The organism is Paenibacillus sp. J22P169 (genome assembly GCF_059691995.1).
The window spans coordinates 1-25486 of sequence record NZ_JCAUAO010000007.1 but is presented as its reverse complement, the minus strand read 5'-3'; the positions used below and the strand labels follow the sequence as shown (position 1 = coordinate 25486).

Annotated in this window: 23 protein-coding genes and 1 riboswitch; of the genes, 8 read left to right on the top strand and 15 right to left on the bottom strand. The window is 46.6% G+C overall.

What is annotated here, in order from left to right; translation table 11 throughout:
• Window positions 1-928 precede the first annotated feature (928 nt).
• From AC58QG_RS26045 to AC58QG_RS26030, 4 genes are all read right to left on the bottom strand, one after another.
• Entirely contained in the window at window positions 929-1690 is a 762-nt protein-coding gene (locus AC58QG_RS26045; protein WP_497365013.1) for a LamB/YcsF family protein, read from the bottom strand.
• Between the two features lie 120 nt (window positions 1691-1810).
• Window positions 1811-2803 (bottom strand): 5-oxoprolinase subunit C family protein, encoded by a 993-nt coding sequence (locus AC58QG_RS26040; RefSeq protein WP_497365012.1) that lies wholly within the window; start codon window positions 2801-2803, stop codon window positions 1811-1813.
• Window positions 2793-3572 carry a 5-oxoprolinase subunit PxpB gene (gene pxpB, locus AC58QG_RS26035; protein ID WP_497365011.1) on the bottom strand — a complete coding sequence of 260 codons (780 nt, stop codon included), beginning with the start codon at window positions 3570-3572 and terminating at the stop codon, window positions 2793-2795. Before pxpB ends, AC58QG_RS26040 begins: the two co-directional genes overlap by 11 nt.
• On the bottom strand, window positions 3569-4372 hold the full coding sequence (locus tag AC58QG_RS26030) for an alpha/beta hydrolase (protein ID WP_497365010.1): 804 nt from the start codon (window positions 4370-4372) through the stop codon (window positions 3569-3571). The genes pxpB and AC58QG_RS26030 overlap by 4 nt, the downstream gene beginning before the upstream one ends.
• 99 nt (window positions 4373-4471) lie before the next feature.
• On the opposite strand from AC58QG_RS26030, the gene AC58QG_RS26025 reads away from it, so the two are divergent.
• On the top strand, window positions 4472-4792 hold the full coding sequence (locus tag AC58QG_RS26025) for a YbjQ family protein (RefSeq protein WP_497365009.1): 321 nt from the start codon (window positions 4472-4474) through the stop codon (window positions 4790-4792).
• 328 nt (window positions 4793-5120) lie between these two features.
• Here AC58QG_RS26025 and AC58QG_RS26020 read toward each other — a convergent pair whose 3' ends face one another.
• Window positions 5121-6725, bottom strand: a complete 1605-nt coding sequence (locus tag AC58QG_RS26020) for a bifunctional metallophosphatase/5'-nucleotidase (protein ID WP_497365008.1) — start codon at window positions 6723-6725, stop codon at window positions 5121-5123.
• Between the two features lie 140 nt (window positions 6726-6865).
• On the opposite strand from AC58QG_RS26020, the gene AC58QG_RS26015 reads away from it, so the two are divergent.
• Both AC58QG_RS26015 and AC58QG_RS26010 read left to right on the top strand, forming a co-directional pair.
• Complete coding sequence (locus tag AC58QG_RS26015) at window positions 6866-7843, top strand: phosphate/phosphite/phosphonate ABC transporter substrate-binding protein (protein WP_497365007.1); 978 nt, start codon at window positions 6866-6868, stop codon at window positions 7841-7843.
• A 216-nt stretch (window positions 7844-8059) separates the two neighbouring features.
• Complete coding sequence (locus AC58QG_RS26010) at window positions 8060-8314, top strand: hypothetical protein (protein WP_497365006.1); 255 nt, start codon at window positions 8060-8062, stop codon at window positions 8312-8314.
• Between the two features lie 79 nt (window positions 8315-8393).
• Here the strand turns inward: AC58QG_RS26010 and phnE are convergent, their stop codons facing one another.
• The 3 genes from phnE to AC58QG_RS25995 all read right to left on the bottom strand — a co-directional run bounded on the left by phnE (window position 8394) and on the right by AC58QG_RS25995 (window position 11937).
• Entirely contained in the window at window positions 8394-9968 is a 1575-nt protein-coding gene (phnE, locus tag AC58QG_RS26005) for a phosphonate ABC transporter, permease protein PhnE (RefSeq protein ID WP_497365005.1), read from the bottom strand.
• Entirely contained in the window at window positions 9965-10738 is a 774-nt protein-coding gene (phnC, locus tag AC58QG_RS26000) for a phosphonate ABC transporter ATP-binding protein (RefSeq protein ID WP_056609336.1), read from the bottom strand. The genes phnE and phnC overlap by 4 nt, the downstream gene beginning before the upstream one ends.
• Before the next feature lie 167 nt (window positions 10739-10905).
• A complete protein-coding gene (locus AC58QG_RS25995; RefSeq protein ID WP_497365004.1) occupies window positions 10906-11937 on the bottom strand; it encodes a HoxN/HupN/NixA family nickel/cobalt transporter in 1032 nt (343 codons plus the stop codon).
• Window positions 11938-12110: 173 nt separating this feature from the next.
• Between AC58QG_RS25995 and AC58QG_RS25990 the strand changes: the two genes are divergently transcribed.
• The 3 genes from AC58QG_RS25990 to AC58QG_RS25980 all read left to right on the top strand — a co-directional run bounded on the left by AC58QG_RS25990 (window position 12111) and on the right by AC58QG_RS25980 (window position 14331).
• Window positions 12111-12932: a sensor histidine kinase gene (locus tag AC58QG_RS25990; RefSeq protein ID WP_497365003.1), complete on the top strand. Its 822-nt coding sequence runs from the start codon at window positions 12111-12113 to the stop codon at window positions 12930-12932.
• Window positions 12932-13603 carry a response regulator gene (locus AC58QG_RS25985; protein WP_497365002.1) on the top strand — a complete coding sequence of 224 codons (672 nt, stop codon included), beginning with the start codon at window positions 12932-12934 and terminating at the stop codon, window positions 13601-13603. The genes AC58QG_RS25990 and AC58QG_RS25985 overlap by 1 nt, the downstream gene beginning before the upstream one ends.
• Before the next feature lie 98 nt (window positions 13604-13701).
• On the top strand, window positions 13702-14331 hold the full coding sequence (locus tag AC58QG_RS25980; protein WP_497365001.1) for a YcnI family copper-binding membrane protein: 630 nt from the start codon (window positions 13702-13704) through the stop codon (window positions 14329-14331).
• A 263-nt stretch (window positions 14332-14594) separates the two neighbouring features.
• Here AC58QG_RS25980 and AC58QG_RS25975 read toward each other — a convergent pair whose 3' ends face one another.
• Both AC58QG_RS25975 and thyA read right to left on the bottom strand, forming a co-directional pair.
• On the bottom strand, window positions 14595-15077 hold the full coding sequence (locus tag AC58QG_RS25975; RefSeq protein WP_497365000.1) for a dihydrofolate reductase: 483 nt from the start codon (window positions 15075-15077) through the stop codon (window positions 14595-14597).
• A gap of 33 nt (window positions 15078-15110) precedes the next feature.
• Window positions 15111-15905 carry a thymidylate synthase gene (gene thyA, locus AC58QG_RS25970; RefSeq protein ID WP_497364999.1) on the bottom strand — a complete coding sequence of 265 codons (795 nt, stop codon included), beginning with the start codon at window positions 15903-15905 and terminating at the stop codon, window positions 15111-15113.
• Window positions 15906-16062: 157 nt separating this feature from the next.
• On the opposite strand from thyA, the gene AC58QG_RS25965 reads away from it, so the two are divergent.
• Window positions 16063-16620 (top strand): DJ-1/PfpI family protein, encoded by a 558-nt coding sequence (locus AC58QG_RS25965; protein WP_497364998.1) that lies wholly within the window; start codon window positions 16063-16065, stop codon window positions 16618-16620.
• Window positions 16621-16821: 201 nt separating this feature from the next.
• A riboswitch (PreQ1 riboswitch) is annotated at window positions 16822-16865 on the top strand.
• Window positions 16866-16876: 11 nt separating this feature from the next.
• The gene (gene queF / locus AC58QG_RS25960) at window positions 16877-17374 is read left to right on the top strand and encodes a preQ(1) synthase (RefSeq protein ID WP_497364997.1); all 498 of its coding nucleotides are present in this window, start codon (window positions 16877-16879) and stop codon (window positions 17372-17374) included.
• A 77-nt stretch (window positions 17375-17451) separates the two neighbouring features.
• Here the strand turns inward: queF and AC58QG_RS25955 are convergent, their stop codons facing one another.
• The 5 genes from AC58QG_RS25955 to sdaAB form a co-directional block, all read right to left on the bottom strand.
• Complete coding sequence (locus AC58QG_RS25955) at window positions 17452-20829, bottom strand: cadherin-like beta sandwich domain-containing protein (RefSeq protein WP_497364996.1); 3378 nt, start codon at window positions 20827-20829, stop codon at window positions 17452-17454.
• Window positions 20830-20993: 164 nt separating this feature from the next.
• A complete protein-coding gene (locus AC58QG_RS25950) occupies window positions 20994-21239 on the bottom strand; it encodes a hypothetical protein (RefSeq protein ID WP_497364995.1) in 246 nt (81 codons plus the stop codon).
• A gap of 53 nt (window positions 21240-21292) precedes the next feature.
• Window positions 21293-23350, bottom strand: coding sequence for a molybdopterin oxidoreductase family protein (locus AC58QG_RS25945; protein WP_497364994.1), 2058 nt, complete (start codon window positions 23348-23350; stop codon window positions 21293-21295).
• Window positions 23351-23446: 96 nt separating this feature from the next.
• A complete protein-coding gene (gene sdaAA, locus AC58QG_RS25940; RefSeq protein ID WP_497364993.1) occupies window positions 23447-24331 on the bottom strand; it encodes an L-serine ammonia-lyase, iron-sulfur-dependent, subunit alpha in 885 nt (294 codons plus the stop codon).
• The gene (sdaAB, locus tag AC58QG_RS25935; RefSeq protein WP_497364992.1) at window positions 24328-25008 is read right to left on the bottom strand and encodes an L-serine ammonia-lyase, iron-sulfur-dependent subunit beta; all 681 of its coding nucleotides are present in this window, start codon (window positions 25006-25008) and stop codon (window positions 24328-24330) included. Before sdaAB ends, sdaAA begins: the two co-directional genes overlap by 4 nt.
• Between the last annotated feature and the right edge of the window lie 478 nt (window positions 25009-25486).

The window sequence follows — 25486 nt, the reverse complement described above, 5'->3', positions numbered from 1 at the left end:
TAACTTTGACTGATTTGCAGAGAGTATCTTCATCGCCCCTTAACCTCCTACCATTCTCAAAAATGGAATAAAAAAAACACGATCATAATCGTGCCTGTCGGTTGTATATGCAATTATACAATTCAGGTGAACGGTTATTCCACGAATGATATTCAGTTAGGAGACGAGTACCTCTGCGGCGGCCGCAACATTCATCGCTACTGTCATTGTCATTGTGTTCATTAATAAGCACTCCCTTCACCGTAGTTTATTGTTGTGTTCACTTTGTGTTCACATTTCTCATTATATGTAAAAAGCTTCTCGCTGTCTACTCGTTCGTTAAAGTTATGCGAGGGCCTAGGGCCCCCGCTTGGAACAGTGACCTCTGCTTACGCAGAGATCACCTCTGTTTGCGTTGTAATCACCTTGATCACTCCTTTCCGAAGGAATTAGCCGGCCGGCTACATACCTATTAACTCATATTGCCGAGCGGCTCTCAAGTGAAAGAATGGTTATAGGGATTCTTTCCTTGTTGGGGGTGTGGAAGGAGTGGAGGATGTGGGTGCCGTACTGGCAGGCAATATACTCTTCGAGTAATTGGGTTAGTAACAAATTTCAAATAATGTCAGTTGTTTTTTGAAGCTCGTTAGTGACTGATCTTGAAGTTCCATTCATCGCTCACCTGCTCACGTTTCCTGCGAGTAACTGAAAAAATTATAAATGGCGCAATACCAGCTAGATGAGGGAATCGCAGAACGTAACTGCAAATGGGAGGATGTGTGAGGAGTAGATGATGTTGAGGGCTGGATGAGTTGTAAGTGGGTTGTGGTGAGTGGTTGTTGGGGGGATTGGGGGCTACTTGGTGGGGGGAGTTTGGGTTGGGGAATAATGCTGGCTGGTAGACGGAGTTTGGGTTGTTACAAATGAAAAAAAGGACCTAGCATCTGCACTAGGTCCCGAGCGGCAAGACCGCGATGCCGCCTTGCTCCAACAGCGCGCGGATATCGCGCGCGAATTCCACGGCGTGAACGCCATCGCCGTGGATACAGATCGTGTCCGCGTGCATGCTAAGGTCCTCTCCCTCAAGGGAGAGAACCTTCCCTTCGCGGACAAGCCGCTCCACCTGCGCCGCAGCCTCAGCGGCGCTCTCAAGCAACGCCCCCGCCTGGTCGCGGGGCGTCAAAGAGCCGTCCCGCTGGTAGCTGCGGTCCGCGAAAGCCTCGCTCGCGGTCCGCAGCCCCGCGGCGGCGCCCGCCCGCAGCAGCTCGCTGCCGGGCGGACCATACAGCGTCAGCTCCGTGCTGACGCTGGCCGTTGCAGCCGCAATCGCGGCGGCTAACTCATGGCGCTTCGCCGTCATGTGGTAGAGCGCGCCATGCGGCTTGACGTGCTGCAGGCGTCCGCCTTCGGCGTGGACGAACGCCTGCAACGCCCCGAGCTGATACAACGTCAGCTCGTAAGCCTCTGCCGGCGTGATCGCGATTTCGCGCCGGCCAAAGCCCTGCAGATCGGGCAGGCCCGGATGGGCCCCGATCGCAACGCCCTTGCGCAGGCACAGCTGTACCGTGCTGCGCATCGTTGCAGGGTCACCTGCGTGGAACCCGCAGGCGATGTTGGCTGAACTGACGTAGTCGAGCAGCTCCGAATCGCGGCCGAGGCGATAAGCGCCGAAGCCTTCACCCATATCACAATTCAAGTCAATGCGCAGCATGACTTCTTCACTCTCCCACCTAATTCTGCTAAGCCTTGGCCTAGTAGAATTAGCATCTCATTTGATTTAATTTAATTTTATTTGCATTTCATTTGATTAGTTTGTCACCAGACGCATATCTCATTTCAGCCCTAACAACCAAGCCCTCATCCCCGCCTCCAACAGCTGAAGATCCATCGCTTGCAGCAACAGCTGTTCCTGAGCTTCGACATGCGTAACCTCCTGAAATCGCAACATGCCTCCAGGCTTCACCTGAGCGACCAAAGGAAGATCTGCGGTGATCACATGACCGATTCGAGGATATCCGCCTGTTGTTTGACAGTCAGCAAGCAATAGAATAGGTTGGCCGCTTGAGGGAACCTGGATTGTGCCACAAGCCACAGTTTCTGAAATCATCTCATAGGGAATACCAGCTTCGAGCTCAAGCCTAGGTTCACTCGACAACCGATATCCCATGCGATCCGATTGCGAGGTAACTAGAAAACTTTGAGATAATAATCGCGACCAGCTATCTGGTGTAAATAAAGAGGCTTCCTTACCTCTAACAATCCTTATTTCTGGATTATCGTGATAATTTGGACGAAGCCTTGGACTCACAGACCTGGATCGATGCTCAACACCGTTCATGAGCTGTTCATGCCGTTCATCCTTACCAACTTTCAATACATCTCCAGCATGAAGAGCCCTTCCCTCGTATCCACCTATACCAGCTCTCTGATAGGTGCTACTACTTCCCAGTATGTTATCAGCCATGAATCCTCCACGCACGGCCAAGTAAGATCTACAACCCTCTACTGCGTAGCCAAAATGCAGCTCGCTTCCAGTACGAATAACGAAGGGTTGCCACATGGGTGCTGAACTTCCATCCACTTTCGCTTCCATATCTGCACCGCAAATGGCAACTAGCATATCTCTCCGGGCAACCAATGTAGGCCCGCTAAGCGTCATTTCTAAAGCTGCCGATTCGCGCCCATTGCCAACCAACAAGTTGGCGGTCCGGTGAGCAAACCGATCCATCGGTCCCGCCACAATTACACCGTGTTTTCGATAACCATAGCGCCCCTCATCCTGAAAGGTTGATAAAAGACCCGGTTTAATGACCTCAAAGCTCATTGCTCGCATTCCCTTCTTCTATCGCATTGAACTCCTCAGATGTGATCGCCACAAATTTCACTTGATCGCCAACCTTAAGCAAGGATGGGGGAACCATGTCCGGACGAAACAAACGGAGTGGCGTTCGACCGATAAGCTGCCAACCGCCTGGTGTTTCAAAAGGATAGATGCCTGTTTGCGCGCCGCCAATACCCACAGAACCGGCTGGAATTTGTGTGCGAGGCACTGATTTGCGCGGTGTTGTAAGCCTTTCATCCATACCGCCTAAATATGGAAAACCAGGTGCGAAACCTATCATGTACACCGGATACACACGAGAAGTATGCCAAGTTACGATTTCCTCTGTACTCACCTTATGAAATTTCGCTACTTCCAATAGATCGGGTCCATATGCCGCCTCATAGCAAACAGGAATATTAATGATAGCTCCTAACTGCCCAGCTAATCCTTCGTTCTCCTCATAGACATCTAGCAACTGTTCGATGTGTTGCAAGACATAATCATAAGGATGCCAAGCCGCCGCCCATTGGGATCGTCCACTTTTTAACACAGCTTCGGAAGAATAGTTATATATGCGGAAAGCATCATAATAAATTGTAATGGTTGTATAGGCGGGGACTAGCTCAATGAAGCCCTCCTGCCAGTTATTTTCTAAGTAATTCGCTACCTGCCTGATCTTTTGTAGATTCGTTAACGAAATGTCCGAGCCGAGTCGAATCACAATCGCCGAGTCTCCAAGCGGATGGCATTCGTAGACAAGATTGGTCATGCAAAACGCTGCTTTTTCAACCAATTTGCGCAAACCACAGGCCAGACATACGCTTCTGGATGATCAGCTGCGATTCCAATGCCGTGACGTCCTGATTCAAAGACATGTAGGTCGAAAGGAATTTTATTACGGCTAAGCGCACTAGCAAAAAGTAAGCTATTTTCAACGGAAACCGCTGCATCATCCGCTGTATGCCATAGGAAAGTTGGCGGAGTATCCGTCGTTACTTGAAGTTCATTGCTCAAATCTTTGACTAACTCTTCACTAGCATCTACGCCGATCAGATTCGTTCTTGAGCCTTGATGCGCATTAATGCCGAATGAAATGACTGGATAACACAGCACCATAAGATCAGGACGAGAGCTATGATGTTCAATCGGATCTGAGGAGGTTTGATCTCCCGCATCGTAGTGCGTACCCGCGGTTGCGGCCAAATGCCCACCTGCAGAAAACCCAAGAATACCAATGCGGTTCGCATCGACTCCCCATGCCTCAGCATGATGTCTCACGGTTCGAATAGCCCGCTGCGCGTCAAGCAAAGGAATTGGATGTTTATACGGAGCTACGCGATAGTTCAACACATAGGCGGATATGCCTAAGGCATTCAGCCACTTTGCGATGGGCTCTCCTTCATGAGGGGCACGTGTACCGTACCCTCCACCAGGACATACAATAACTGCTGCTCGCAAGCCATCCCCTTCTGCTGGATATAAGGTTAGGCTCGGGCAGCCTTGATTGTTCTCACCTTGACTATCTTGTGTAGCTCCTGGCCATAGTTCAATCGTTGTCACTGCGTTCAAATTTGAAACCCCCTCATGCGATTAACGTACTAAGTTAATAATAGCCAATCCTTATCCAGTAGAAAAGCATCTATTTCAACTCAAAAGGAGCGATTCGACATGATTGTAGTTACAACTGAAAACATTGCCGGTTATGAGGTTACGGAAGTTTTGGGTAGCACCTTTGGCGTCGTCGTGCGGGCTAGAGGCATTGGTGGGGATATTATGGCCTCTCTGAAAGGGTTAATTGGCGGAGAAGTCACGCAATATACGCAAATGGTAGAAGACGGCCGCAGGCAAGCCATGGATCGACTGGTCAAGAATGCAGCTGCCATGGGTGCGGACGCCATCGTCATGATGCGGTTTGATAGCGGGGATATTGGTCAAAATATGAGCGAAATCGTCGCGTATGGCACTGCCGTTCGGACGCGAAGGCTATGAGCGGGAACTTCTCAATTTTGCTCATATACGGCTTATGGATTGTTGGCTTCCTAATTTTACTTCTTCTAGGTTATCTAGTTTACGACAAACGATACAAAACAGAGGGTGCCGCGACACCCCAGTCGCCTCCAAACGGCTTTCTATATACATCTGAGGTCTTCATTGATCCCAAAGACGGATTCACCTATCGAGTCTACTACAACCCTCGAACGGGTGATCGAGCCTATATTCGCGAGAAATAATCTTCACACAACCAAAAAAGCCTTACAAAAGCTGAGAACACGACGATTCTCTTGCTATTGTAAGGCTCTTTTCATGGAAGCACGATCTACGTCCAAATCACTTTCCAATTCTGGTTTACACTTGCCTCGATGGTACCTCGCTCCATAATATAACCTGCTAGAAGCTCTGCTACATCCGTTGGGATATCCTTAACAACCGGCTTATTCTGGAACATTGCGTAATTGCCTCCGCCAGCAGCCCGATAATTGTTCATGACCACTTCGAAAGAGGCCTCAAAATCTATTGGTTCCCCTTTAAAATCCAGCTGTACAACCCGACTCCCAACAGGACGGGAAATGTTTAACGTGTAGGAGATTCCTTCCCACATATCATAGTTGTAATGAGCAGGCTTTGGTTCCATGAACGCTTTGCTTACTTGAAGATCGCCATTTTCGGCCAATTCAAAATACTCTGCAGACTGCTCCAAGGCATCCTTAATATCTTGACCTGAGATTCGAATGACCTTCAGCGTGTTCGGGTAAATATAGTTGGACACAATATCCCGCATGGTAATATCCGAAGGAAACCCTGGAGAAATGTTATCGAACAATGCCGTGTTTGATATCTGAGCACCAGACAACTCCATCTGGACTTTGTTAATAAACTCAATCAGTGCATTGTCTTCCGTACGAATCTGCATAGGATCTTTCACGAGCATGTCCCCGGTAAGCTTCCCGATTGGTTGATCCAGCCATAGCTGTGTCTTCGCCTCGTAAGAGCTGATCTGCTCCAACAAAACCGTGTCTTGCTCCACATTCGCTACTGATAGAAGCTCTGATTGCTTGGAAACAATACGCCACTTTCCTTCTACCTGCTCTAGCACGATGTCTACCTTCCCAAGCGTAACACCTGCCGAGCCTGGTTGTACGATGGTTACACCGTTAATTTGGGAGCCAGCAATACTTCGATGCTGATGACCTGTAAGTAGAACGTCGATCCCCTCTACTTCCATACATAGCTGATACCCTTGATTCTCGCCTGTTAACGGCTCTGTAGGCTCTCCAGTTGCTATATCTCTTTCGAATCCACCATGGTAGGAAACAACAACGACATCTACATGTTCCTGCTCCTTGAGGAATTGTATCCATGTACGAGCTGCTGCAATAGGATCTTCAAAACGTAAGCCTACTATATGTTTCGGGTCCTCCCAATTCGGAATATAGGGGGTTGTTAATCCAAGAATCCCTACACGCACGCCATCCGGGTAATGCTTAATTAGATAGGGCTTGCCAAAGAAAGGCTCTCCCGTCTCATCATTCACAATATTGGCACATAACCAAGGGAACTTAGATTCCCGAACTGCTTTCTGAAGTACGTTCATACCATAATTGAACTCATGATTCCCTAGTACTGCCCCATCATATTTCAAATAGTTCAGACCCAGCACCATGGGATTCATAGGTTCATTATCCAAACGCGCATGGTGATAGGCTAGTGGCGTACCTTGAATCAGGTCTCCATTATCCAACACAATCACATGCGCTTCCTTAGCACGTTCCTGTGCAATTAAGGTAGCGATTTTCGATAATCCCACATCATTGGGATGATTATTTGCGTAATGAATGGGAAGCATATTCCCATGGAGGTCGCTCGTTTCTAAAATCGTAATATGTCTTCTTAAGCCTTGCCCTGTCTGCGTCAAGCGATTCACTCCATTGCATTTTATTGTAAAGTTTTACATATCAATTGTCAGTTTAACAAATACTTCACACTATCTTCCATATCTCTTATGATAATGTTATAGTACAACATAGATAAAAAGTAAATATTTAAACGGAGGTCAAAAAAAACATGAAAAAATTAACAGTACTTAGCTTGTCCATGGTTGTAGCTGCAGGTGCACTTGTAGGCTGCGCGAAAAAAGAAGAAACAAAACCATCTGCTTCAGCTACTGCAGCAGCAACAGCGGCGGCAACGGCTACTCCAGCAGCAGCTGCAGGTTTCATTCCTAAAGAGCTTAAAGTACAATTCGTACCTTCCCAAAATGCAGAGACACTTGAAGCAAAAGCTAAGCCGCTTGAAAAATTGCTTGGAGATAAACTAGGAATCCCAGTTAAGGTTTCCGTTTCCACAGATTACAACGTCGTTATCGAAGCAATGTCTTCCAAACAAGTTGATGTTGGATTCTTGCCACCAAGTAACTATGTTGTTGCCCACGATAACCGCAAAGCTGCTGATCTACTTGTACAAGCACAACGTTTTGGCGTTGATGATGCAACGGGTCAACCAACGAAAGAGCTTGTTGATTTCTATAAATCCGAAATTCTTGTTAAAGCCGATTCACCAATTAAATCCGTTGCTGATTTGAAGGGTAAGAAAATGGGCTGGCAAGGTGTTACTTCCGCAGCTGGTTACGTTTACCCAGGTCTTGTATTAAAGCAAGCTGGTGTTGATCCAGTGAAAGATGTAACTGGCGTTCAATTCCAAGGACATGACAAAGCTGTTATCGCACTTCTTAACGGCCAAGTTGATGCAGTAGGCGTGTTCCAAGATATCCGTACTAACATGCTTAAAGATTACCCAGAAATCTTCAAACAAACCAAAGTTCTTTCTTACTCCGATAAAATCCCTAACGATACAATCGCAGTTCGTTCCGATATGGATGCAGCTTGGAAGAAGAAAATTCAAGATGCTTTCATCGCAATTGGTAACGATCCAGAAGGTAAGAAAGTAATTATCGATGTATACACACACCAAGGTTATGTTGCTACAACTGATGATAAATTCAACATCGTTCGTGAAGCTAACAAAGCAATGGGCTTGAAATAATTTGAATTAAGATTATACGCCACACAAAACAAACCACCGCAGCATGAGCCTTGCTTCCATGACGCGGTGGTTTTTTCCTTCTAATTTTACATTCTATACCAGACTTTCCTTGCATATTATGAATGTGGCACGCCCGTCCAAGATTATTTTTTACTTTTTCTATGGAACGTTTACTAAGCTGGTCGTGTCATAATTCATAGTGGGGTGAATAACAGGATGTACGAAATGCTGATCATGCGTAAGACAGAAGTCATTATTCGGTGCGGCACCGATGAAGTACACGGCATCATTTCGCAGTATTACCCAGAATTTCAGCTTTTAAAAATAAACAACATTATGATCCCAATCACGTTAATTGACCAAATTGAAATCTTAGGGCCCGACGAACCGATCTCTCAAGCTTCTCATCGTTTTCGTGAGCCTCGTGTTCTTCACTTGGTAGCTCATGGTGGGAATAGCAAGTCAGTTTGACTCTTGCATGAATAAAAGGCAGTTCTTGAAGGTTATAACCTTCAGGAGCTGCCTTTTATTTGTAACTACTAGCTCGTATTTAAACGATTCGTTTCCGTAGTGTTCCCGAGATATAGTCAATGATCGATACGGTGACGATAATACCAATCAAGATAATCCCTACACGCGGCCACTGCCGGGCATTCAATGCGAAGATCAACGGTGTCCCGATCCCTCCAGCACCAATGACTCCAAGCAAGGTCGCCGAACGGACATTGATTTCAAAACGGTACAGCGTGTATGAAATGAAATCCGGTATGACCTGTGGAATTACCGCGAAGGACATCCGCTGCCAGAAGTTCGCTCCAACAGCCGTCATAGCCTCTGTAGGCCCCATATCCATGTTCTCAATGGCCTCGGCATACAGTTTGCCCAACATCCCTACAGAATGCAATCCAAGCGCCATTACGCCCGCGTAGGCGTTCGGTCCAACTGCTTTAATAAAGATGAGCGCCATAATGATCTCAGGGATCGTCCGAACGACACTAAGGAACAATTTCCCTGTGCCAGAAACAGCACGATATCGACTCATATTCGCCGCGGCCCAGAAAGCAAAAGGCAGACAGACAATCGCTGATACGAAGTTTCCTAAATAAGAAATCGACAAGGTTTCAAGCAGGGAACGAAGTAAATCTTCCCCTTCAGGAATATAGACATATGCCCAGTCTGGGTGGAATAAACCACTGATCATCGCTTTTGTAAGAATCCAAGTGGTTGGTTGGAAACCTGTTAATTCCAAGCCAGTTAACGCCCATACAAGGAGACCGATAACAGCCACTACGCCAATAATTTTATACGTATTGGCTTGTGTTTCAGACATCGGCTTAGCACTGCCTTTTAGCAAATACGTACGGAATCGTGTGCTCACCAAATCAATGATGACGACGATCAGCAACGTATAAATAACAATGGCACAAGACTGATCATAGCGGAACAGATCGAGTGTATTTTTGAGCAATAAGCCGATACCACCCGCGCCAACTAATCCAAGGATTGCGGAAGCACGAATACTCACTTCAAACGTGTACAGAAAATGCGCCAAGTAAGTAGGAGCAACTTGTGGAAGAACACCGAAACGGATCAGTTTCAATTTATTAGCTCCAACTGCCGTCATCGCTTCTAGCGGACCAGGATCGATGGCTTCCGTTGACTCATATGAAAGCTTTGAAATAATACCAAAGGTAAAGAAAATTAGCGCTAACGTACCTGCTGTTGGACCAAAGCCTACTAATACGGCAAATAAGGCTGCATAGAGCAAATCAGGAATGGTACGAACAAAATTCATAATAAAACGAGCTGGATAGGACAACCATGGTGACGATGTTACGTTACGAGCAGCCAACAGCGCCATTGGGAACGCGAATAGTGCTCCAATAATCGTACCCAGGATGGACATTTGTATGGTTTGAGCCATCGGCTTCCAAATGTCTGCGAAGAATAGCCAGTCTGGCGGAAACATTTCTGCGATGAATTTCAAAATCTCCGGCGTACCCGTAGCTAATCTAGTCAGCGTCGCATCTGTCTGATAAATGCTGCCGATCAAGAATAGCACCATGATCGCAATAATCATGTAAAACTTCGTGCGTGGAGGCTTTTTGACGGTTGCTACACTCATCCCTCCTGCACCCCCAGCAGCTCATCTTTCTTGATGGCGCGGCCGTAGATCTCGGAGAACACATCGTCCGTCGCATCCGCAACAGGTCCATCATACACGACCTTACCTGCACGAAGTCCGATAATACGTGTTGCGTACTCGCGAGCCAAGTCAATGAAGTGAAGGTTGACGACGGTTGTAATGCCAAGGTCTTTGTTAATCCGCTTCAGGTCATCCATAACCTGACGGGTTGTGAGCGGATCCAGTGAGGCAACCGGCTCATCCGCGAGGATGATTTTGGCTTCCTGTGCAAGCGCTCTTGCGATGGAAACACGCTGCTGTTGACCGCCGGACAATTCGTCTGCGCGCGAATATGCTTTTTCACGAATGTTAACCCGCTCCAGTGCTTTGAGCGATAGCTCAAGGTCCGCTTTAGGGAACAAACCAAACATCGTGCGAAGTGTGGAATGGTAGCCAACGCGACCGGAAAGAACGTTACGAATAACTGTGGATCTTTTGACTAGATTAAAGGTTTGGAAAATCATCCCGATATCTCTACGCATCCGACGCAGTTGAGCGCCGTTCGCTTTGGTAATGGATTTCCCATCGATTAGAATTTCACCGCTTGTAGTCTCATGCAGACGATTGATCGAACGAAGCAGCGTAGACTTCCCAGCCCCTGATAAACCTACAATAACTACAAACTCCCCTGGGTGTATGGTAAGGTTAATGTCATTTAAACCAACAGTACCATTTGGATAAACTTTAGAAAGATGCTTAAACTCAATCATATTCGTCCTACTTTCTTTTACACAATTTCGAAGTGCTCGACAGACTACTTTCAACGAATAGTGGGAAAATCCTTTTTTCTATCATTACCTTTAGAAAAAATTCATATTCCATTGTTCACCATGCACAAAAAATGACCCCATGCGCATGCGCAGAGGCCCCATGTCTTCTATGGATTGTACTTAGCGCCCCAACGCTCCTCGATCTTCATGCCTCTCCAGACGGCAATCGAAACGATCCACGCGATGACGAACATCCCAACCAGAATAAAGCCTAACGTACCAAAATCAATCTCTTGCAGCCACGTCCAGAACGTTCCTTCCATACTGAATTCTTCGGAAAGCACCTGTCCGAGCTCGATCACACCAATAATTAATGCCGCAACCACCGCGAGTGCCGTTACCGTCAAATTGTAGTAAAGCTTGCGCACCGGCGTATGAAATGCCCATTTGTACGCTTTCGTCATGAACATGCCATCTGCCGTATCGAATAGGCTCATCCCAGCCGCGAACAAAAGCGGAAGTGAGATGACACCGATAAACGGGATCGCATCTTTCGCCGCGTGAGCAGATATGGCCAATAAGGCGATTTCACTTGCGGTGTCAAAACCTAAACCGAAGAGAAAGCCTAACGGATAGACATGCCAGCTTTTGGTGATGAACGAAAACAGCGGCTTAATCAATCGTGTAATAAACCCGCGTGACTCTAATAGCTCTTCAAACTCGTTGTTGTCGTACTTGCCGCCGCGAAACTTCAGAAACATTTTGTACAAGCTAATTAGAATCAATAAATTAATGACACCAATAATGACGAGGAAAAGTCCTGAAACAGAAGCCCCGATCACACCGCCGAAACGCTGCATCCAAGGAAGCTCGCGGGCAGCCCATTGTACCGAGAATGCGGTCACAATCGCCATGACGAACACGACAGACGAGTGGCCCAATGAAAAGTAAAAGCCAACACCAAGCGGATTTTTCTTTTGTTGAACAAGCTTCCGTACCGTATTATCGATAGCCGCAATATGATCAACGTCGAACGCATGACGCATCCCTAATGTGTAAGCCAATAGCCCAATTCCCCAGAATGCAGGAGATGATTTGGCAACGGTGTATAAACCGATCAACCCCAGTACGTGAAGGAGGATAATAAAGCCAACGTATCCGGCCCAATTTTTTCTCTCCTGAAGCAATGATTTCCACATAGTAATTCAACCACACCCTTCTCATCCGTGTTACGATTTACTAATAATGTAGCACACGTGTGCATGAATTGAGAAGTACCCATCCGATTATTTGTGAAGAATTCTAAATCAGATCTGATATAATAGAAACCGTTCCAATCCTACTTTATTTCGAAAAGGAGCTGATTCCCTGCATGTCTATGCGTAAATATAAGCTTTTTACGGTGCTGGTGCCCGTGTTTATTATCGGTGGTTTTGAATATATCCGCCATGAATATTTACTTCGCTATTTAACGATGGAGGCCGGCAATTTTACGATTACGGTGATTACGTTATTCTTGTCGTACCTCTTCGCTTCCTGGATGTTTGGCAGCATTGAACGCAGTAATGAGAAAATTCTGCACAGTGAAGCCCGTAGGGCGGTTTTTGAAGAGCGCGAGCGGTTGGCTCGAGAATTACATGATGATTTGGCACAAACGCTTTTCTTCCTTAATGTAAAACTACGGCAAGGGGACATCGAAGAAGCGAAAGCCGCTGTTTCCGAGATCGACAATTCGCTGCGGCAGGCTATTTTTAATCTGAGAACCCCGCCAGAAGAAGGCACTTCCTTTGGGCAACGCATTCATACCTACTTAGAGAACTGGCGGTTGGTAACAGGCATTTATCTTAAGGAAACCGTGGAAATCGAAGAACACAGCTTCTCTCCAAGTGAAGAAGTTCAATTATTCGGTATCATGCAGGAGGCTTTTACGAACATTCGTAAACATTCCATGGCGACAGATGCTACTTTTCATTTGGAAGCTGCACCTGATCACTGGAGACTACATATCACGGACAATGGATGTGGGATGCAGCTCGGATCGGAGAAAGTTGAAAATAAGGAAAAAAGCACGACCTACGGCATCGACCTCATGCAAAAACGCGCTTCCGAGCTTGGGGCTACTCTGGAGCTTCTGAGTGAGAAAGGCTGCGGCACGGAATTGATCGTACAAGTCGAAAGGAAGGTGAATAGCTGATGACTGAACAGATGCCATTTCGCGTTCTGATTGTTGATGATCATCCCCTAGCACGCAAAGCGATACAAAGCATGCTGGCGCCATGCCCAGATTTCTTCATCGTCGGAGAAGCCAGCAGCGGCGAAGAGGCGATTCGCCTTTGTGGGGAGTTAGCTCCAGATGTCGTTTTAATGGATATCCATATGTCGCCGATGGACGGACTCCAAGCAACTCGGCACATTAAACAAGCCTATGGCGGGATACGCATCGTTATGCTCACGGTTTCGGATGATGTTGCCGATCTCTTCACGGCATTGCAATTCGGTGCCCAAGGGTATTTGCTCAAAAATATGGATCCCGATGAATGGCTGAACTATCTGCGTGCTCTGCTTGACGATAATTCAGAGGTGGCTCGAGGGATGGCGGACAAGCTATTCGGACGCTTTCGTTCTCCAGTAGGCGCACACACGGAAGGCCCAAGTCCTCATATGCTCACTTCACGTGAACAAGAAATTACCGCCTATGTCGCACAAGGGGATAATAATCGCGTGATTGCCGAAAAGCTGCTTATCTCCGAGCATACCGTGAAAAATCACATGAAAAATATTCTCGTGAAGCTCTCCTTAGAGAATCGCGTGCAGCTCACCGCTTTTGCTATCAAGCATGGGCTGACACGAAAAGGACAAAACTAGTCGAAAAAATAGCCCAGTCGAGTCATACTCTTATGCTTGTCGATCAGGTAACATGGACAACATGGTAAGAGTTGATATCGAAAGGGGAATAGTATTCCATGTTTAAAAAGTTCATGTTAACCGTAAGCTCGATGATGATCGCATCCATGCTTCTTGTTGGAATAGCCAGTGCTCACGTCGTTGTATATCCGAAAGAAGCTACGCAAGGCAGCTATGAAGTTTTCACCGTACGTGTACCTTCCGAGAAGGAAAGTGCTACTGTTAAAGTCGAGGTCAAATTCCCCCTTGATTCTGTAGCTGTTTCGCGTTTTGAACCTAAAGCGGGTTGGAAGTACGACATTGCCAAGGACGCTGCCGGGAAAATTACTGGCGTTACTTGGACAGCAACAGGTGATGGACTAGGAGCAACTGAATTCGGTGATTTCAGCATGCAGGGTAAAGTGGCTGATACAGCTACTCAAATCATCTGGAAAGCCTACCAAACTTACAAGGATGGCACTGTCGTGGAATGGGTAGGGGCGAATGGCTCCGACAAGCCTGCTTCGGTCACAACTATTAAAGCTAAAGCAGCTGCTGGTGCAACGACAGATAGCCATGGGAATGTAACAGCTGGGACCGCATCAGCTGGGGGTAGCTCGGAATCGAACACGGCGCTATATCTCTCCATTGCTGGCGTAGTGCTTGGCGCGTTAGCGTTGATCGTATCCTTGGTTAGAAAACGCAGATAATGTAAGTGAAGCTTCTTCATAAATGAAAGCCCCCAGTGGTTAGTCTGTTTCGGACAGAGTAACTACTGGGGGCTTTTACAGTTTAATCTACTCTTTTTCCACTAACTCCAACCCAATTGCCATTGACGCACTCGAGTTAGTCGGTTTCATCGACTATTGGATTTATCCAGTGGAACCGTATTTGTTGCTAAACAATCAAAAAGCCCTGAGCTCCCATCTGTGAGAAACAGTGGGAGTGCTCAGGGCTTTTTTTGGCAGATGAACTAGTTCCGCTCGTAAATCCGGAAATAGTACTCATACGGATTTTTCTCGTTGCGCTCGCCTTGCTCACTCGACACCAAGGTCCAATCGGACAAATCGAGGTCAGACATAAATGTGTCGGCTTCGAACTCTTCTTCGATGTAAGTGATGTACATGCGAGACACGCTGGCGGCAAAAAGATTAAAGATTTCTGCACCGCCGATCACGAATAGCTCTTGGTCACGAAACGCTTCGATCGCTTCGGCTACCGAATGAAAGATTTCGCAGCCTTCTGCCTGGTACGCAGTATTTTGCGTGAGAATGATGTTGCGTCTTCCGGGAAGCGGCTTGCCGATGGATTCGTACGTTTTGCGCCCCATTAGGATGGGATGCCCCATCGTTACTGATTTGAAAAACTTCAGATCTCCTGGCAAGTGCCAAGGCAGCTTATTATTGACGCCAATTGCCCGGTTACGATCCATGGCGAATATAAATGAGATACTCATGCAGCGAACACTCCTTTCGTTACAACAGCTTCCTTAAATTGCAATCGGCGCCTTGATGCCTGGTAGTGGTGTGTAGTTAAGAAATTCAAAATCATCGAATTGGTATTCAAAGATGGAAGCTGGCTTCCTTTTGATATGAAGCGTTGGCAGCTCTTGTGGCTCTCTCACTAACTGTTTATTCACTTGTTCAACATGATTCTGATAAATGTGCACATCGCCGCCGTTCCAGATCAGATCCCCGACCTCCAGATCGCACTGTTGAGCAATCATATGGGTTAATAGGGCATAGGAGGCCAGATTAAACGGCAAACCTAGGAACGTATCGACAGATCTCATTTGGAACATACACGATAACCGGCCATTTGCTACATAAAATTGAAACGCATAATGACAAGGCGGCAACGCCATATGATCTACTTCTGCAGGGTTCCATGCGCTGACCAAGTGTCTGCGTGAATCGGGATTCGTCTTGATTTGGTGAATCAGCTTCTCAATTTGATCGATAACCTGCCCGTTCGGTGCAAGCCATGTACGCCACTGAGCGCCATACACGCGGCCAAGATTTCCATTTTCGTCAGCCCACTCATCCCAGATCGTAACACCGTTGTCGCGTAAATATTGGACATTCGTGCTGCCGCTCAAGAACCACAATAGTTCATGAACAATAGATTTGATGTGCAGCTTCTTCGTTGTTAAAAGAGGGAAGCCTTCTTGCAGGTTGATTCGCATCTGACGACCAAATACTGAAATCGTACCTGTCCCCGTGCGATCCCCCTTCTCTACACCTTGATCTAATACATCTTTAAGCAGTTCCAAATATGCTTTCATAGTTCAACTATTCCCCACGCTTTCGACATTATTTTTCTATTATAGCATTATGCTTGATCCACTTCGACAATGCTTTTCAATTTCACCCCGTTTACAAGAAAACCAGGTTTGTTCATAATTAAAGTTGAATTACCATCTATTTCCAAGGAGTGATCTCGTGTCCAAAAGGATCTTATTTCTAACTGGTGATGCTGTAGAAGTGTTGGAAGTGTACTATCCGTATTTCCGTGTGCTAGAGGCGGGCTATGAGGCTGTTCTTGCTTCACCTACTAAGAAAGTGCTTCGCACGGTCGTTCATGACTTCGTGGAAGACTGGGAGACATATACCGAAAAGCCTGGACATCTTCTCCCCTCACACGTTGCTTTCGCTGATGTAGATCCTAGTCAGTTTGATGGACTCATCATTCCTGGCGGCAGAGCCCCGGAGTATATTCGTTCGAATGAGGATGTTCCTCGCATCCTTCGTCATTTCCTTGAAGCAGATAAGCCTATCGGCTCCATCTGCCATGGCGCGCAAGTATTCGCCGCACTGAAAGACAGCTCCCTCTTTGAAGGCCGCACGATGACGGCGTATAACGCGTGCCGCTTGGATGTTGAAGCGCTTGGTGCGACATATACAACAGATACGCTTCATGTCGATGGGAAGCTCGTCAGCGGTCATGCGTGGCCGGATTTGCCAGGCTTTATGCGTGAGTTTTTGAAATTATTGGCTTAATCTAATTACATAGAAGATCGTAAGGGGCTGTTTCCGAAGTAGTTTCATCTACTTATGGAACAACCCCTTTTTCATATCAAAAGTCCACTGAACTGTAATAATTGCCACTCGTCTGAAAGATGCTTTTTCCTCTGAAGTATGATACATTTTTTTAGAAATAGGTAGTCACCTCTATGAGCGGACCTACGGACCTATCTGCTTATAGAAGAGGTTCGCAAACTCCCTCTCTAAAAAACTATGAAATGAGGATTTACCCATGGCAGGCAGAAGCAATGAAGATTTAAAAGAAATTACCCTTTTAGGTAATCAAGGCACGAAGTATGTGTTCAATTATGACCCTACACTCTTAGAAGCATTTGATAATAAACACCCGGACCGGGCTTATTTCGTCAAATTTAACTTCCCTGAGTTCACTAGCCTTTGTCCTGTAACAGGACAGCCGGATTTCGCCACACTCTACATTTCGTACATTCCAACGGTCAAAATGGTCGAGAGCAAATCCTTGAAGCTCTATCTATTCAGCTTCCGCAATCACGGTGATTTCCACGAGGATTGTGTCAATATTATTATGAATGATCTCATCGCTTTGATGGATCCGCGTTATATCGAGGTATGGGGCAAGTTCACACCTCGCGGCGGCATCTCCATTGACCCGTACTGCAACTGGGGCCAACCGGGTACGAAGTACGAGGCTATGGCTGAGCATCGCTTGATGAATCATGATCTATATCCAGAGAAGATCGATAACCGTTAATAAAGAGAAAGGCTTCGTCATTCCCAGCAATTTGCTGAGAGTGAACGAAGCCTTTTTCAATCTTATTAATCCTTGTCTTAGTCCTTACCCCGGACTACCTGCAAGTGATAAGTCTTCACTGACGAATCTTCTGCGGTAACGACAATAGCAATCTCATTTGCACCTGGATGCAATTTGATTGTTTTAGAAGGAGAGCCGCTTACAACTGTTTCTCCGTCTACGGTCACAGTAGCCGTGCTATCTGATGTGGAAGGTGTTACTAGGATTTTAGAATTTCCAGTTGATACATTAGCAGTTTGAGTTGTTAGCATAGGATCAAATACAAACGTTCCCGAGCTTATGACTAGGCTACTTAGATTCGCATTATCAGAGAGTAAACGTGTTACCACTAGACGATAGGTCTTCGTCGACATATCTTCTGCAGTAACTACAATTATAATGACATTTTCACCCACGTTTAAATGAATGGCATTGGAAGGTGATCCGCTAACCAGGGGAGCACCGTTTACAGTCAAAGTCGCCTCGCCGCTCCCTGTTGTTGGTGTAAGGATAAGCTCAGATGTTGTTTTCGGTACGGAAGACACATATTCCGTCACTCCTGAATCAAATGTAGGGCTTAAAGTACCTGCGCTAATGCTCAAACCATTTAACGTGCTGTCCGTCGAAGGCCATACCTCCGTTGCCGTAACGGCAGCAGCCCTATCGTAATTTGTACCAATATTGTTTAAGTGATTCTTACTTACCAGAATGTTGTCGCCAGCTTGTAATTGAATCCCATTTGTATTACCAGTAATCACATTTCCTTCAATTTGTACATTCTTAGGGTCACCTGCTCCGATAAAGTTAGCATTCTGGTCTCCTCTATCATGTTCGAGTAAGATACCCCAGTAATTGGTCGCCGTATTATTTCGAACGATGTTATTTACAATACGGGTGCCTGGTCCATTCAAAATATTGATACCTACCGCATTCTCAACGGAAGTCGTATTTTCAATGATGTTGTTCTCAATTAACGTATCCGGTGTACCCATTGTGACAACAATGCCTTCTCGCGAATTACTGATCACATTGTCATGAATATGGTTTTTAGGGCCGGATTTACTATGGTTAGAGGGAGCTGTCCCTCCTGTATTGCCTAGTCCTATACCACCACCAGTCAAAATATTCTCGATGGTATTACCATATACTTCATTCAAGTATTCCAACTCACCGTGGAGGTCGATGGAGTCTAATTTGGTATTGATATAGTGATTGTTTCGCAGAACGTTATTGTGTGCCACATTCTGAATAAGGGAACCATGGCGTAAATAAGGGCCTTCAAATATGGAGTCTTCCACAACATTCCAATACGTATCATTATCGAAACCAAGTCTGTCTACCTTCGGCATCCCTTGAATAGAGGTCCCGTAACCTGCTCCACCTCCTCCAAGATCTGTTGCATTACGGAAGGTACTATGGCGTACGATCACATCGTGACTGTTCTCAATACGGATTGCCATCCGTCTAAAACGTTCCACGGTTACATGATCAATCGTCACGTTATAGGACGGGATCTCGCCATAGTTAGCTACAGCAATACTGCTGTCAGGACCACCTGCATCGGGATTGTTCGTCGCATGTTCTAACGAAAAGTTGCGATTCCAAGTAGATGTGATCGTCAAGTTAGAAACCTTAATATCGTGTTGACTCGATGATTTTACAACAGAACTATTTTTAATATCATCGATGCTCGACTTTAATATGGTGCCAGCTTCACTTTCACCGCGTACATTCACGCCGGACTTCAGCTTCAAATTAACAAAGCCATCAGGCGAAGTGATGAGGTTATACACGCCATTCGGCAAATAGACTTCATCCCCTGGTGAAGCAGCATTAATGGCATTCTGAATCGCAACACGGTCATCATTCGCATTATCAGCAAGATCCGCACCATAACTGGTTACATCTATCGTTGCACCTGTGACAGGATTCGGCGTATGAAGCGCATGCGCAGTGCCATCTGGATTCGTTAATCCTGCTTTCGTGAATGGAACTGTACCCGCAGGAGGTGTTGGTGTAATATTCGGAACAATAGCAACTGGCGTATCGCCCGTTACATAAGGTGCGTAGATCATAACATCGGTTAAGCTCGTAAACGTGCTGCCATCTGAATTTCCATGCCCAACAATCCGCACGAAACGGGCATCTGTATCGGGGATATCAAAAGCTTGCATATTCGCTGTGGTCGCGCGACTGCTTCCACTAAATACATTTGTCCATGCTATAGCATCAATTGAGGTTTCAATATCTATCCGAGTAGAGCGGAGATCTCCTTTATAAAAAGCAATTCCTACATAGCCAATTCGCTTCGTTTCACCTAGATCAAACATCACATACTGACCGTCACCAGAGGCTGACCAACGACTAAATAAGTTATTATCTAAGGTGTTGCTTTCTACATTTCCGTCGCTGCTGCTCGCGTTAACTTCAACGACTGGAATCGGCGAAACCGGTGCTGACAGCGTCGTTGTCTGGTAAGTCAACGGCACATTGGACACATTTCCAGCAATGTCTACCGCATAGACCGCATATGTTACATTGGCATTCGGAGACAAGCCTTGAGCTGTATAAGTCGTACTACCCAAAACGGATGCTGCAAGTCCATCATTTTGATAGATCTGATAACTAGCTACCGAGCTATCATCGGTTGCCGCTGGCCAAGCAAGTTGAACAAAATCAGTTCCAAGATTAATTGACTTTAGTGCAGCATCTGCAGGCCATTGAGGCGGGGTGCTGTCGCTTTGTACGATACGTTTAACAAGAAGCTGCGTTTCTGGATTAGAAACGGACGTATTGTCTTTCGAATAGAAGTTAACGGATTTCCCTGTTAACAACGAATCCGCGACTACAAATGTCACCACTCCATCCGCTAAATGACGTCTCACATAATCGGAGACATCGATATCGTGATAAATCGGTTTGGCACCATTTAACGTTGTGATCGTGAATTGACCTACTCGCTCCATTTGCGATAGATCTTTTTGAAGGACAGTCGCATTGTTCCAAGTAAACGTGCTTTCTTGCCAGGAATTATCGGTTAGGCCGAAAACCTGCAAATCTGCTGTGGTAAGATTGCTACCTAATTTAGCTGATACTTGCAATGTATATGTATAGCTCGGATCTGAAGCCGTTGCCACATCAAACTTCATATACATTTGTTTCTTTTGCGTACTCGTTGAGGAGATACTAAATAGCCCATCCGTGGATCCATTCTTTTTATCATAGTTGGTATCTGCCAGCGTTGGTGTAGCGGTATCTCCGCTCTTCCACTGGATTGCTGCATCAGCAGACGGAGGAAGCGTATTGACAACAACCTCAACATCCGCCGCCATCCCAGCTACCGGAAGGAGCAAAGACAATATTATTGAAAAAATCAACATAATGCTTATCTTACTTTTAAATAAATGAAATTTCATTATAGCAAAACTCCTATCATCCTAAATTGTAAGCGTATACAAAGATGATGATACATGCTTTCCGCTCAATTGAATTGTCATTTATTTAGGTTAGGGAGTGACTAAATTAGGATTTAACACAAAAAACCGACCCTAAAGGGCCGGCTTCATAGGTAAACTTCATATTAGTACAAAGGCTGCGTTGTATACACAGGCGGATACGGCTGCGGGCATTGCGGGTACGGTAAAATATCTCTCACTTGATTGAACGTATAATGTTTGGTAGCAAATTGCGTATGGTATAAATACTCAATGACATAGATCGATCCACCTTGTACACTGCACAGAATACCAGAAACGCCGGTACCATCCATCAGGGATATGCCTACTGGCCTCCCGATTAAGGCGTAAGCTTTTTGCTGAATGGGCATAAGTCATCATCTCCTGATGTACCCTATGCCATCTTCCGCCCAAGGGTTCAAGATCATTTCAATTTTTCCACGCCTACCCGTCCTGAGAAAAAGGTAGCCCCGCCGCCCATATCGGCCACGCGATCTGGCGTCAATACGTTTACGCGCGTCTTGCTTCCTGGGCTATCTGCCCAAAGCCCTTGACTGACAACTACCCCGGACTGCACATCGCGACTAGCCATCACGACCAGCTCACACTCGCCGCGCTCGTTCCACACCCGTGCGAGTTCGCCGCTGGCCAAGCCTAACGCCGATGCATCGTCTTCATGCATATGCAGCTTCGGCATTTTCTCCATGCGGACATGCTTCTCGTTATGCGCGAAGGTTGAATTCAAGAAGTTATGATTCGGCGCTGGAATGAACATAAAAGGCAAATCACTGTCCTCAGCAAGCGGTACATACGTAGGAAGTGCAGGATAACCCTTACTCGCCATTTCAGCCGAATACAGTTCGATTTTGCCGCTAGGTGTCCGTAACTTCCCAGGAAATAAGGGGACAATCTCCGCCTTCATAAATCCCGTGTTCAACAAGGCATCGAAGTTAATTTCTGCTAAAGCTGGATTTCCAGGATGATTCAAAGCCTGACGAACCATGTCCTCATCGCTGTCCCGCAGCGCTTCATCCTCGTAGCCCATCTTCTCCGCAAGCAGTCGGAACACGTCTACATTCGCTTTACTCTCGCCGTAAGGCTCAATCACTGGGAGCTGAAGATGCACATAGTGATGCCAATAAGAGCGATAGAAGTCTGTATTTTCAAAAGAGGACGTCGCTGGCAGCACAATATCCGCATACTTGGCTGTCTCTGTTAGGAACAGATCATGCACGACGGTGAATAAATCCTCTCGCTCCAGCCCTTCTTTCACTTTATTCGCATGGGGCGCGACCAACGCAGGGTTGGAATTATACACGTATAGCGCATGAATTGGCGGCTCTAGCTCCAGCAAGGCACTGCCCAGCAGGTTCATATTGATTTGACGCGCTTCTTTTGAACGCAAATCCGGCCGCTGCAATGCCGGGATATTATGCTCCAAGTGGCCGCCATTTCCTTTGATCGCGCCGCCGCCTTGATGCAGCCATTGTCCTGTCAACGCTGGTAAGCAAGCGATTGTTCGCACGCACATGCCGCCGTTATCGTGGTGCTGAATCCCGTTCCCTATGCGAATAAAGGACGGTGAAGTCTCACCATATAAACGAGCAAGGCGATAAATGTCCTCTACAGGTACGCCGGTAATCTCAGATACGCTGGCAGGATCATATTGCTGCACATGCAATCTAAGCTCCTCATACCCTAGCGTGTATTGCTGTAGAAAAGCTTCATCCGTCAAATTCTCAGCGAATAGAATGTGCATCATGCCAAGTGCTAGAGCCGCGTCCGTTCCAGGCAAAATAGGAATGAACCAGTCCGCCCAGCGGCCTGTTTGGTTCTTATGCGCATCAATGACGATGATTTTTGCGCCCTGTTTGCGGGCTTTCTCAGCCAGCATCACTTGATGCATATTCGTGCTGACCGCGTTGATGCCCCACATGATGATCAGCTTCGCGTTCACCGTATCCTCGGGATCGGTCCCATAGCTGCCGCCCATCGTGTATTTATAGCCCTCGGTACCGGCTGATTCGCAAATCGAGTACAGCAGCCGGCTTGCTCCCATCCGATGGAAGAAGCGACGATCCATGCCTTCCGTCCCAATCCGTCCCATATTGCCATAGAAACTATAAGGCAATATAGCTTCTGGACCTTCCGAGGCGATCAGTTCCTTCCAGCGACTCGTTATAGTGTCTAATGCTTCATCCCAGGAAATTCGTTGGAAAGAGGCCTCTTCCCCTTTGGGGCCGACACGTTTCATGGGATACTGCAGCCTTTTATCATCATAAATACGTGCCGTCATGTTGCGAACTTTGTTACAAATAGCTCCCTGTGTCACGGGGTGATCAGGGTCTCCTTCTATTTTAACAATCTTCCCGTCTTCTTTATGAAGCAGCAAACCGCACTGATCTGGACAGTCCAGGGGACAGACAGCTGGAAAGATACCTTGTTGTTTATCGGTCATTGTCGTAGTCATAGTTGTGCGCATGATTTTCTTCCTTTCCACTTCAATATGTCTACTATATACCGAAATGAAGGGAAGTTAAAACAAAAAAGCCTGCGGATTTTCCCACAGACCTCACGGCTACCTTTTTTTCCCTAAATTCAATTCCTTCATAATCTTCCGCCCTGTCGGTGTCTGAGCTAAGCCGCCTTTGGCAGTTTCCCGATGCTTCTCTGGCATAGCCGTGCCCACCTCGTACATGACTTGGACGACCTCATCGGAAGGGATCACCGATCTGACGCCTGCTAATGCCATATCCGCTGCAGCCATGGCGTTAACTGCACCAAAGCCGTTGCGAACGATGCACGGGATTTCCACCAGTCCTCCGACAGGATCACAGATAAGTCCTAATGTGTTCTTCAGCGCTAGCCCTACCGCATGCATCGCTTGCTCCGGTGTGCCGCCGCGCAGCTCGACAAGCGCTCCAGCCGCCATCCCGATGGCTGAGCCGACCTCAGCTTGGCATCCACCCTCTGCACCAGAAACGAAGGAATTATTGGCGATCACATAACCAATCGCACCCGCACATAGCAGCCCTTTGACCAAATGATCATCATCCCATCCAAAACGCTGCTGAGAGCTGATGAATACACCTGGAATAATCCCGCAAGAGCCTGCTGTTGGTGTAGCAATGATTCGCCCCATCGATGCGTTGACTTCCGAGACCGCAAGCGCATAGGCCATAGCTTTGCAAGCCTCTTCTCCGAGAGACGCCTCTGTTGTTGTCAAATAACTGGCCACACGCTGAGCATCCTTCCCCGTTAACCCACTCCTAGACGTTGTGTCTTCGGTGAGGCCTTTGGCCACAGCCTCTTTCATGATTTGATAATAAGCACGCATCTTATCAAACACATACTCCGGTGGTTTACCTGACTCATGACTTTGATCAGCCAGCATCACTTCCGCAATCGTCAAGCCTTCCGCCGCACACACTTCAGCCAGTTGCTTTAATGTCCGGAATCTCATTCGTCGCCTCTTTCTGCAAGATCAACTTTTCTAACGTCAGTGATCATGTTTAGACGTAGAATTTGTTCTACTAAAGTATCCGGGATGGACGCATCGGTCTCAATAACCGTCATCGCTTCTCGATTGCGCCCTTTACGGTCCAAATCCATAAATCCAATATTAATAAGGTTGCTGCCTAGAAGCGTGGTGATATCCGCGATCATTCCCGGCCGATCATGATGCGAGATGACCAATGTAGGATAATTCGCAGTGAATTTCACGTCAAATTGATCCACATTGATAATTTCTACGTTGCCTCCACCGATCGAGGCCCCCTTCATGCTCACTTTCCTCGATTCTGAGGTAAGTACAATTCCCACCGTGTTCGGATGATCCGCTTTATCTTTACTGATATGAAAAGCTATAGTTACGCCTTGCGCTTCCGCTTCTTCAGCCGCTTGAGGAATACGTGGATCATCCGTTTCAAAATCCAATATCCCGCCGATCAGTGCGAGATCCGTGCCATGCCCTCGATACGTATCCGCGAAGGACCCATATAGCGTAATCTCCGCTTTCAGCGGAAGTTCGCCAAGGAGCTGCCTTGCAACGCGGCCTAATCGAATCGCCCCCGCGGTATGAGAAGAGGAGGGACCTATCATCGAGGGGCCGATGATGGAAAACACATCTTTAAAACGCATCACTCAGCGCTCCAATCCTAAGGTGTTACTTACTATCTTATCCTATTGTATGAAAGTGGACATATAAAAGACAAGTCTTTAATTTGTCGATATAAGGAGAAATGATTGCTGGGGAGTTGGCTTGTTCGAGTAGCTAGTTTGCTCAGGAGTTGGCTTGTTGGCATATTTGGGCGAGGCCCGGCTAGGGATACCAATTAACTGGAAAATATACAGTTATTCTATTGATTTTCGCTTGAAAACTCAATTTAGATGGAAAAAATGTAGTTAATTCTCCCATATCTCCACAAATCGGCGTATTAGCTTATTTTTACTGTATGAAATCCATCTAATCGATGAATACGAGAAAATTCCGAAGAATTAACGACAGAAATGCACTTAGAATTAATAGTGGACGTCTCTTAGTGTAGAAGTAATAATAACCTTAACTATTAACTAAGAGGTGTCTGTCCATGAGCGAATCAAGACAACGATATAATGA

Bases quoted from the DNA above. Each gene is read 5' to 3' on its own strand.
- AC58QG_RS26010 (WP_497365006.1), top strand. From the start codon at position 8,060: ATGTACGAAATGCTGATCATGCGTAAGACAGAAGTCATTATTCGGTGC.
- sdaAB (WP_497364992.1), bottom strand. From the start codon at position 25,008: ATGCGTTTTAAAGATGTGTTTTCCATCATCGGCCCCTCGATGATAGGT.
- AC58QG_RS26045 (WP_497365013.1), bottom strand. From the start codon at position 1,690: ATGCTGCGCATTGACTTGAATTGTGATATGGGTGAAGGCTTCGGCGCT.
- AC58QG_RS25990 (WP_497365003.1), top strand. From the start codon at position 12,111: ATGTCTATGCGTAAATATAAGCTTTTTACGGTGCTGGTGCCCGTGTTT.
- AC58QG_RS25980 (WP_497365001.1), top strand. From the start codon at position 13,702: ATGTTTAAAAAGTTCATGTTAACCGTAAGCTCGATGATGATCGCATCC.
- AC58QG_RS26040 (WP_497365012.1), bottom strand. From the start codon at position 2,803: ATGAGCTTTGAGGTCATTAAACCGGGTCTTTTATCAACCTTTCAGGAT.
- phnC (WP_056609336.1), bottom strand. From the start codon at position 10,738: ATGATTGAGTTTAAGCATCTTTCTAAAGTTTATCCAAATGGTACTGTT.
- AC58QG_RS26025 (WP_497365009.1), top strand. From the start codon at position 4,472: ATGATTGTAGTTACAACTGAAAACATTGCCGGTTATGAGGTTACGGAA.
- AC58QG_RS25950 (WP_497364995.1), bottom strand. From the start codon at position 21,239: ATGCCCATTCAGCAAAAAGCTTACGCCTTAATCGGGAGGCCAGTAGGC.
- AC58QG_RS25995 (WP_497365004.1), bottom strand. From the start codon at position 11,937: ATGTGGAAATCATTGCTTCAGGAGAGAAAAAATTGGGCCGGATACGTT.
- queF (WP_497364997.1), top strand. From the start codon at position 16,877: ATGGCAGGCAGAAGCAATGAAGATTTAAAAGAAATTACCCTTTTAGGT.
- AC58QG_RS25955 (WP_497364996.1), bottom strand. From the start codon at position 20,829: ATGAAATTTCATTTATTTAAAAGTAAGATAAGCATTATGTTGATTTTT.
- sdaAA (WP_497364993.1), bottom strand. From the start codon at position 24,331: ATGAGATTCCGGACATTAAAGCAACTGGCTGAAGTGTGTGCGGCGGAA.
- thyA (WP_497364999.1), bottom strand. From the start codon at position 15,905: ATGAAAGCATATTTGGAACTGCTTAAAGATGTATTAGATCAAGGTGTA.
- pxpB (WP_497365011.1), bottom strand. From the start codon at position 3,572: ATGACCAATCTTGTCTACGAATGCCATCCGCTTGGAGACTCGGCGATT.
- AC58QG_RS25975 (WP_497365000.1), bottom strand. From the start codon at position 15,077: ATGAGTATCTCATTTATATTCGCCATGGATCGTAACCGGGCAATTGGC.
- AC58QG_RS25985 (WP_497365002.1), top strand. From the start codon at position 12,932: ATGACTGAACAGATGCCATTTCGCGTTCTGATTGTTGATGATCATCCC.
- AC58QG_RS26015 (WP_497365007.1), top strand. From the start codon at position 6,866: ATGAAAAAATTAACAGTACTTAGCTTGTCCATGGTTGTAGCTGCAGGT.
- AC58QG_RS25945 (WP_497364994.1), bottom strand. From the start codon at position 23,350: ATGCGCACAACTATGACTACGACAATGACCGATAAACAACAAGGTATC.
- phnE (WP_497365005.1), bottom strand. From the start codon at position 9,968: ATGAGTGTAGCAACCGTCAAAAAGCCTCCACGCACGAAGTTTTACATG.